Annotated in this window: 9 protein-coding genes; 2 read left to right on the forward strand and 7 right to left on the reverse strand. The window is 34.2% G+C overall.

Going from position 1 to position 7,719, the window contains the following annotated elements; all coding sequences use genetic code 11:
- Window positions 1-43 precede the first annotated feature (43 nt).
- The 3 genes from HGC4_RS17570 to HGC4_RS17580 all read right to left on the reverse strand — a co-directional run bounded on the left by HGC4_RS17570 (window position 44) and on the right by HGC4_RS17580 (window position 2,480).
- On the reverse strand, window positions 44-541 hold the full coding sequence (locus HGC4_RS17570) for a terminase small subunit (RefSeq protein WP_050711446.1): 498 nt from the start codon (window positions 539-541) through the stop codon (window positions 44-46).
- An 86-nt stretch (window positions 542-627) separates the two neighbouring features.
- Entirely contained in the window at window positions 628-2,097 is a 1,470-nt protein-coding gene (locus HGC4_RS17575; protein ID WP_050711447.1) for a M56 family metallopeptidase, read from the reverse strand.
- A 5-nt stretch (window positions 2,098-2,102) separates the two neighbouring features.
- The gene (locus tag HGC4_RS17580; protein ID WP_050711448.1) at window positions 2,103-2,480 is read right to left on the reverse strand and encodes a BlaI/MecI/CopY family transcriptional regulator; all 378 of its coding nucleotides are present in this window, start codon (window positions 2,478-2,480) and stop codon (window positions 2,103-2,105) included.
- A gap of 278 nt (window positions 2,481-2,758) precedes the next feature.
- Between HGC4_RS17580 and HGC4_RS17585 the strand changes: the two genes are divergently transcribed.
- Window positions 2,759-3,313, forward strand: a complete 555-nt coding sequence (locus HGC4_RS17585; protein WP_050711449.1) for a hypothetical protein — start codon at window positions 2,759-2,761, stop codon at window positions 3,311-3,313.
- A 57-nt stretch (window positions 3,314-3,370) separates the two neighbouring features.
- Here HGC4_RS17585 and HGC4_RS17590 read toward each other — a convergent pair whose 3' ends face one another.
- On the reverse strand, window positions 3,371-4,171 hold the full coding sequence (locus HGC4_RS17590; RefSeq protein ID WP_050711450.1) for a tetratricopeptide repeat protein: 801 nt from the start codon (window positions 4,169-4,171) through the stop codon (window positions 3,371-3,373).
- 251 nt (window positions 4,172-4,422) lie between these two features.
- Here HGC4_RS17590 and HGC4_RS17595 point away from each other — a divergent pair, with 251 nt between their 5' ends.
- Entirely contained in the window at window positions 4,423-4,890 is a 468-nt protein-coding gene (locus HGC4_RS17595) for a lysozyme inhibitor LprI family protein (protein ID WP_050711451.1), read from the forward strand.
- An 80-nt stretch (window positions 4,891-4,970) separates the two neighbouring features.
- Here HGC4_RS17595 and HGC4_RS17600 read toward each other — a convergent pair whose 3' ends face one another.
- The 3 genes from HGC4_RS17600 to HGC4_RS17610 form a co-directional block, all read right to left on the reverse strand.
- Complete coding sequence (locus HGC4_RS17600; RefSeq protein WP_050711452.1) at window positions 4,971-5,264, reverse strand: hypothetical protein; 294 nt, start codon at window positions 5,262-5,264, stop codon at window positions 4,971-4,973.
- 403 nt (window positions 5,265-5,667) lie between these two features.
- A complete protein-coding gene (locus HGC4_RS17605) occupies window positions 5,668-6,579 on the reverse strand; it encodes a LysR family transcriptional regulator (RefSeq protein ID WP_050711453.1) in 912 nt (303 codons plus the stop codon).
- Window positions 6,573-7,613, reverse strand: a complete 1,041-nt coding sequence (locus tag HGC4_RS17610; RefSeq protein ID WP_185099987.1) for a threonine aldolase family protein — start codon at window positions 7,611-7,613, stop codon at window positions 6,573-6,575. The genes HGC4_RS17605 and HGC4_RS17610 overlap by 7 nt, the downstream gene beginning before the upstream one ends.
- Between the last annotated feature and the right edge of the window lie 106 nt (window positions 7,614-7,719).

Raw genomic sequence — 7,719 nt, forward strand, 5'->3', positions numbered from 1 at the left:
TATTACTACTATGGATATTTAAGCAATAAAAAGATAGGCGATTTTATTTCAGCTTTTCTTTTAATCTTTCGAGTTGTTCTTTCGTTTTATCATCTATTACTTCTATCTGGAATATAGATTGTCCATTTGATGTAATGTCCGTTTGTTCCTTCAAACCTAATTTTCGAGATATAATTGATGTATTGAATATACCTGTTATTGCGCCTTCGAACTGTTGAGTTTCTATAATGTTTTCGATACGATTAATGATCTCTGTAAAATCGCTTCCGCATTTTTTCTTAAACTTATTAAAGAAGTTTTGACTGCAATTGAGATATACACACAAACCGCTGATAGAGTAGGGGCGTTTAATAGGTACATCGATAATGCGACCGCATTCCGACCCCGATTTTACAGCCTCCTGCTTATACCATTGATGTTTATCACACCATTCGAAATACTCGTCAGCTGCTTTAAGTAGAAGTTCGGGCGATTCAAACAATGCCTTCTGATTATGTTTGGTTCTTAATTTCCAAAACTGATTTCCTTTTGGTGCAGCCATAAATTATAAAGATGAGTTTTCTATATAGATAAAAAACTCATCTTTAAATCAGAAATCCATAGCTTTTATATATAATTTAAGGTCAATTATTTTTTTAATGTAACTTCTATAACACCACTGTTTCGGGCTCTTTCTCCATATGCTTCTACTGCATTATCACCTTTTAAAACATTGATGCTTTCTATTTTATCTGTATTTATTGCCTGAAAAATCTCTTGACTGATTTCTTTTCCATCGATGATGATTATAGGGCTATTAGCTTTAATATTTATCATCTTAATATTTTCACCTTTTGAGGAAGAAGTTTTTTCTGTTGTATTTTGGTTCTCTTCAGCAGGCTGCGTTGTTACATTAATACGAAGCATAGTAGGAGGGGTGGAGGTTTCTTTTTTTGTTGTAATTATTATTACTCCATTTTTACCTTTACTTCCATATGTTTCCGTTGCAGACTTATCCTTAAGTACCGAGACCGATTCTATGTCTTTAGGATCAAGTGCTTTCATTGTAGGATGTGATGATTCTTTGCCATCAATAATATACAATGCTTTGTCGGAACTCAGATTTGTATTGTTGCTATCTGTTACATATCCGGTAACTTGCAGAGGTTCATTATTATTCGTAGAAATACCTATGTGTATTATGGAATCTTGCTCAGGTACTTCTGATAATTGAGTGTAAGGATTATCTTCAATAGATTTAAATATGTAACGAGGTATTGCCGAAGCCCAAAAGAATAATCCAAAAGATGGAATGAGTGCCAGTATAGCTAGTCTTCTCCAAGGTGAAGTTTTTACTTTCTTAATCATACATAAACGATTTAATTGATTTGGATAATTAAATGAATTGGAGAAAGAAAACACTGGGCCCTGAAATCTTTGATTGATAAGTGCTGCCTGATATAGAACTGGCGAAATACCGGAATCTATGACAGCCTTGTCAGCTAAGAATTCGTGATTCTCTTTCTGTGATGACACGTAAAACCACATCAGAGGATTAAACCATTGCAGTAATAGTGCACATTCGCTGCATAATAGATCGATCCAATGTTTTTGATATATGTGAGTTGCTTCGTGTTTTATTATTAAATCTATTTCGGTCTCACTTAAGACTTTTGTGTTGATAGCAATACAATTGAGTACTGTGAATGGAGATTTTATTTCTACACTGTCTATTAACTTGTAGTTGTTGTATTCTCTTGCTTCTCCTGATTTTATCAGCTTGAAGAGTTTTCGATACGATGTTAGGTTACGAATCAATTGTATTGTAACTCCTATTATATAAATGGCAGACAGAATAATCCAAATATCTATTCTTTGAATTAGAGTTGCTTCTTTGGCTTCTGCTATCTCTGTTGCATTTATTGATATTGAAAATGGCAAAATTACATCGTATGAAAAGCGTATACTTGGTATTATAAAAGACGCTATCAAACCACTTATCAGGAATGCTCTGTTGAAACGAAAGAATGTAGTGGAGCGCAGAAATATCCTATAAATGAGAAAGAATATTCCTATGCAGATACCCGACTGGGCAATGTATATTATGAGTTCTTTCATGGTTTTTATTTTTTGCTTTGTTCTTCTTGCAAGGCTTGTTTTGTTTCCTCTAATAATTTATCAAGATCATCTATAGATAAATTGGTTTCCTTTGCGAAGAAAGAGGTGAGAGAGGAAAACGATCCGTCAAAATAGTTTTTAAGAAAGCCGAATAATTGTTTCTTCGAATAATCATCTTTTTTGATAATTGCCCAATAAACATTCGACCGTCCATCAGTTCGGTGTGCTACAAATTCTTTAGTCTCTAATATCCCTAATATAGTAGCAATAGTAGTTCGTGCGGGTTTGTCCTTAGCGAACTCTTTTAGTATATCTTGTACTGTGGCCTCTTCTAAAGTCCAGAGTATGTGCATTATTTGTTCTTCAGCTTTTGTCAGTTGCATAATTTTCGATGTTATGAAGCAAATGTATGTCTAATTTTTTAGACATACAATAGTTTCTCTAATTTTTGTCTATAAAATTAGACGGTGGCGCATTTTTCTTTTGATTTTAGTTAAAATGTATTTTTCTAAATATGTTGATAAATCTTTGTAAAGCTCTTTCTAATAAAGAAAAAGCTACATCGAAATTGTATTTATTCTTAGTTAAAGAATGTGAGGATATTAAACCTATGCTTCTTTGTGTCGTCAAAGATGCATAAACAATTAAAAGTAAAAAGAATATGAAAAAAATATTATTATCATTAGCACTATTAGCAAGCGTTTCATTTGGTTTATCAGCTCAGGGAAGAGATGGCGGACGTAGAGGAGGAGACAGATCGAAAGCTCTACAAGAATTGAATCTTACTGCTGAGCAACAAGAAAAGGTGAAATCTCTATCTAAGGATTTTAAGACAAAGAATGATACTCTAAGAAGTCAACAAAGAGAATTAAGAAAAAGTCATCAGTCTGATTTTATGGCAATACTAACTCCAGAGCAACAAGTGAAATGGAAGGATAGAGTAGAGAAAAGATCAAGAAATGAAAATAGAGCAGGAAAGAATTCAGGAAGAAATGGTAGAGGCGGAAAACGAATGAATCTAGATGCTGCTACTACTGCAAAATTGGATGATTTGAAATCTAACTTCGTAAAGGAAAAGAAAGCGGTAGAAATGAGCCGTATTGCTCCCGAAGCTCAAAAAGAAAAAATACAAGGTTTGAAACAAAAATATAGAACAGATCGTCGAGAGATTATAAAAGAAGCACGCCCTAAAGCAGCTGAAAAAAGTAACTCGTAAACATTCAGCATGATATAAATAAAAAAGCACCTTGAAATCAAGGTGCTTTTTTATTTATTATTGTTGCCCTATGTTTGACAATTGTTGAATTGCCATTTGAGCCATTCCTTTCTGTCCGAATTGGTTCTCTGGATCAATATTAATACATTCTTCAAAATCTTTGAGAGCCTCTTTTATTTCCCCACGATTGGCTAATGTTAGTCCACGATTAAAAAATAATTGAGGGTCGAAAGGATCAAGTTCAACTGCCTGATTATAATCAGCAATAGCCTTGTCGTACTCTTTCAAATTGACGTATGCTGCTGCTCTACAACTTAGATTGATTGTATTGTAAGGATTTATATCAATCGCTTTATTGTAATTTTCGATGGCTTCTTCGTACATACCCAGATCGTCGTAAGTATATCCTAGATTACAGTGATAATCGGCATTTTCAGGGTCTAGAGTTATGGCTCTTTTGTAGTCCATAATAGCTTTTTGGTATTCACCCAATTTGTTATAGGTATTTGCTCTGTTGTAATAAAGCGCCGGAATATTGTTTGCTATCTCTATTGCCTTATCATGATAGGATAGAGCTTCCTCATATTGCTGTAACTCAGAATAAGCTACTCCTGCACTACTGTAACGATCTATCTTTTGTTCGGGAGATTCCTCTGCGGAATTTGTATTTTGTTTCTCTATTTCTTCTAATAAAAGCCTCAATGCACTAGCCTTCTCTGCACCTGCCGGTTGGTGTAGCGCATCTCTTAATTTCTCAGAGTAAAGAGAAGAGTAATTATCTGGTGTGCTGTGCTCATTATTTCCGGTTTTATCTAATCCTAGAAATCCCAGTATTTTGCTTAATCCGTTATTGCTCATATTTGAGGAGGTCGCCGACCTCTGTCTATTAAGTTCATAAAAGAATTTAATGTTGTGTTGCGAGGTCACAACAAGCTTTGGTTGCTATATTCGTTCAAACATTAAAATAGGTACGAGACCTTATTACTACAAATACAAAAGTAATTAAAATAGTATCACTAATGCACTATCTTATTATCGGATATTCAATTTTGAATTAATATTTATAGCTTTACCTTGATTTTCTTTAGTTATATATAAAGCAAAAAATAATGAAATTTATATTGTTTATATTAATAGGGTTAGGCTGTTTTAGTAATGGTCTTTCGGCTCAGGATTTTCAATGGTTAGAAGATAAGAAGGTAGAGTTTAAACAAGATACAGCACATCTAGAGCAAGAAGTGAGAGATATGTTAGATAAAGATTATTCAACTTTGGGAATGATAGAGGCTTCCTACTATTTAGAGCAAGGTTATGATAAGCTACTTAATAAATACTATAAAGTATTGTTGAATATATTAAATGAAGAGAATAAAATTCTATTGAGAACAAGTCAGCGAAATTGGATCAATTTGAGAGATAGCGATAAAAAATTGATTTCGGGAATGAAAGACCAAACTTATGAGGCAATGGGAGGTGGAACTGTTTGGGGAGTTATAGCTGCAAGCGAGAGAGCAGATATTACCCGTAGGCGTGTTTTTGAACTTTATAATTTCATACAGTTTTCATCGCTTAGCTGAAAGTATATACAACACATAAAAAAAGAAGGTTTACTATGCAATTAGAGTAAACCTTCTTTTTTGCATAGTAAGTAAATGCATTAGCGTTGTTTTGCTTTTCGTCCTCGTGTTTTTGGCAGAGGCTGTAATGTCTCACTTGAATCGGGTTGTTCTTTTTCTTCGGGTTGTTCAGCCAACCACGATTTTAGCTGATTTACTTTACGTATCAGGCAGCTCGCACACGATTGAGGTGTTTCGGCTACTGTAAATACCTCATTGTAGAGTCCGTAGATACGGCTCATACTGTATCGATGTGTAGTATTTACTTCTTGAATAAGTGAGATTACCTTTTCTTTTAAGGTCTCGGTTTTATTTGTTACGTTGTTTTGTGTCATAAATATAATTGAGTAAAAGTTAGAATTTGAAAAAAAGTTGATGCCTTATTTTACTATTTTCGATTTATCATTAAGATACAATACACCGAATATGGCTAAGGCAAAAAATACCCCTACTACCCAAAATATGAGTGATGATATTATAATGGATACTATTGTATAGATTATCCACAAAAGATGAAAAGTAAGGCAAGGTTTGCAGTTGAAAGGTTTCCTGTCGAGCTTATCTGAAAAACGGTTTAAAGCCAAATATTTACTTTCAGTAAGTATTTTACCTAAAAGGATGCCCGATGAATTTATAAAAATGCAGAGGATAAATAAAGTCAGCATAAGGAATGGTTTTCCTTATAGATAAAAAAGGAAAATAACGACTTTATTAAGGGAGGTTGCTATAAAAAAGGTATTAAACCTTAAAATCTTGGAGGCTGAGAGTGACGAAGTTTCTTATTTCATCTAATAGTTTAGGCTCTATTTTTGTTTTATCGTAGGCTAAGTATATTTCGTTATTCGCAGGATGAATACCTTGCCAAAGAATGCGAACTAATCCCCCTTTCAAAGCTTTACCTGCAATGAGGTCTGATGATACAGCCAGTCCGTCGCTGTGTCCTACAGCTTCCAGTATAGAATTATTGTCGGGGATAGCAACTTGTAATTTTAATAAAGGTCGTTTCTTGAAATTCTCGCGCCAGAATCTTCTTATCAAAACAAGATTACTATTGTAAGCATACCATTTTTGAGCTTGTAACCATCTTTCAATCTCGTCCAAATCTTCAGTTTCTACTAAACTGTCAAATTCAGAAGAATCAAAATCGCGGTTGCAAACAATGCTGAATGTCTCGGTTAGTAGAGGTTCGTAAGTGATAAATTCATGAATAGTATTGCGTTGTGTAATTATGGCAATATCCAGATCGTTATTTACAAGCTTTTCAATCAGATCAGAAGCAAGTCCATATTGAACTACTAAATATGATTTTAGTTGAGCTAGGTTTTGAGCTAAGTACACACTGAAAAATTCGGCAGGACTACCTAATCTTATTGTTGTAGTCTTACTTAAGATAGACTTTTTAAATTCAGCCTCAACACGTTCCAGATTGTCTAGAGGCTCTACCACCTGAGTATAAAGCTGCTTTGCATAATCGGTAGGAACCATTTTTCGGGGCAATCGGATAAACAAAGCATGACCGATATAGCTTTCCAATGCAGCCAATTGCACACTTACATTGGGTTGAGAAAGAAGTAATTCCTGAGCTGCCTTTGTAAGTGTTCCATTTTGATAGATTGCCTTAAAAGTTCTATACCATTCGAGGTTTACCATATCTTAGATATTTCTTTCAGATCGTGAATAAATAGATCAACTTTATCTTCGGGTGTTGCCCATGAAGTTATTAGTCTAACAGCCGAATTGTCTGCATCTACGGGTTCCCAAACATAGAAACCGTATTTCAGAATCAGCTTATCAATTACTTTATTTGGTAAGATAGGAAAAATCTGATTGGAGTCTGACTCTGTAAGAAAAGAGTAGCCTAATTCTTTCACTGTATCTTTAATCTTTGTCGCTAAAATATTAGCGTGAGCAGCTAGTTTGAATATAAGATCATCCTTTAGTAGTTGATCGAATTGAATACCAATCACACGACCTTTTGCCATCATGGCTCCACGTTGTTTTTGGTGATATTTGAAATCTTTTTTCAACGTGTCGTTTGTTATAACCACAGCTTCCCCTAACAAAGCTCCCGATTTGGTTCCACCAATGTAAAATACATCAGTTAGACGAGCTACATCGACTAATGTTAGATCATTAGATGCAGCAGTTAGAGCAGATGGAAGTCTTGCTCCATCCATAAATAAGATAAGATCATTCTCTTTGCAGAACTCCGATAGATTGGTTAACTCCTTTTTATTATATATTGTTCCTATCTCTGTTGAATTCGAAATATAAACAACTCTTGGTTTAACGGTATGATATTCGGGAAATTTATTCAGAATGGGTTTGATAAGTTCTGGCGTTAGCTTTCCATCAGAAGTAATCACTTCCTCTATCTTATGACCGGTAGCTTCTATTGCCCCTGTTTCGTGTGTACTTATATGTCCTGTTTGTGCAGCTATAACAGACTCAAACGGTTTGAGTATGGATGCTAATACCAATAAGTTGGTTAATGTACCACCTGAAATGAGGTGTACCTCTGCATTATCATCCCCAATTTTATTTTTAATTGATTGGATTGCACTCAAAGTATAGGCATCGTCTCCATATCCCGATTGTTGTACAAGGTTACTTTCGGTTAAAGCTTGCAGGATAGAAAGGTGACAGCCTTCGCTATAGTCATTTGTAAAACTGTGAATAATCATCCTATAAATTGATTTAAGAACGTATATCTATTTAATACTTATTGATATAACAGTAATTAAATACCGTTCAGAGTAAACAAAACTAGTATTTATACGTTATAATAAG

The sequence above is a fragment of the Dysgonomonas sp. HGC4 genome, from assembly GCF_001261715.1.
Classification (GTDB): domain Bacteria; phylum Bacteroidota; class Bacteroidia; order Bacteroidales; family Dysgonomonadaceae; genus Dysgonomonas_A.

Bases quoted from the DNA above. Each gene is read 5' to 3' on its own strand.
- HGC4_RS17595 (WP_050711451.1), top strand. From the start codon at position 4,423: ATGAAATTTATATTGTTTATATTAATAGGGTTAGGCTGTTTTAGTAAT.
- HGC4_RS17585 (WP_050711449.1), top strand. From the start codon at position 2,759: ATGAAAAAAATATTATTATCATTAGCACTATTAGCAAGCGTTTCATTT.
- HGC4_RS17575 (WP_050711447.1), bottom strand. From the start codon at position 2,097: ATGAAAGAACTCATAATATACATTGCCCAGTCGGGTATCTGCATAGGA.
- HGC4_RS17605 (WP_050711453.1), bottom strand. From the start codon at position 6,579: ATGGTAAACCTCGAATGGTATAGAACTTTTAAGGCAATCTATCAAAAT.
- HGC4_RS17580 (WP_050711448.1), bottom strand. From the start codon at position 2,480: ATGCAACTGACAAAAGCTGAAGAACAAATAATGCACATACTCTGGACT.
- HGC4_RS17600 (WP_050711452.1), bottom strand. From the start codon at position 5,264: ATGACACAAAACAACGTAACAAATAAAACCGAGACCTTAAAAGAAAAG.
- HGC4_RS17590 (WP_050711450.1), bottom strand. From the start codon at position 4,171: ATGAGCAATAACGGATTAAGCAAAATACTGGGATTTCTAGGATTAGAT.
- HGC4_RS17570 (WP_050711446.1), bottom strand. From the start codon at position 541: ATGGCTGCACCAAAAGGAAATCAGTTTTGGAAATTAAGAACCAAACAT.
- HGC4_RS17610 (WP_185099987.1), bottom strand. From the start codon at position 7,613: ATGATTATTCACAGTTTTACAAATGACTATAGCGAAGGCTGTCACCTT.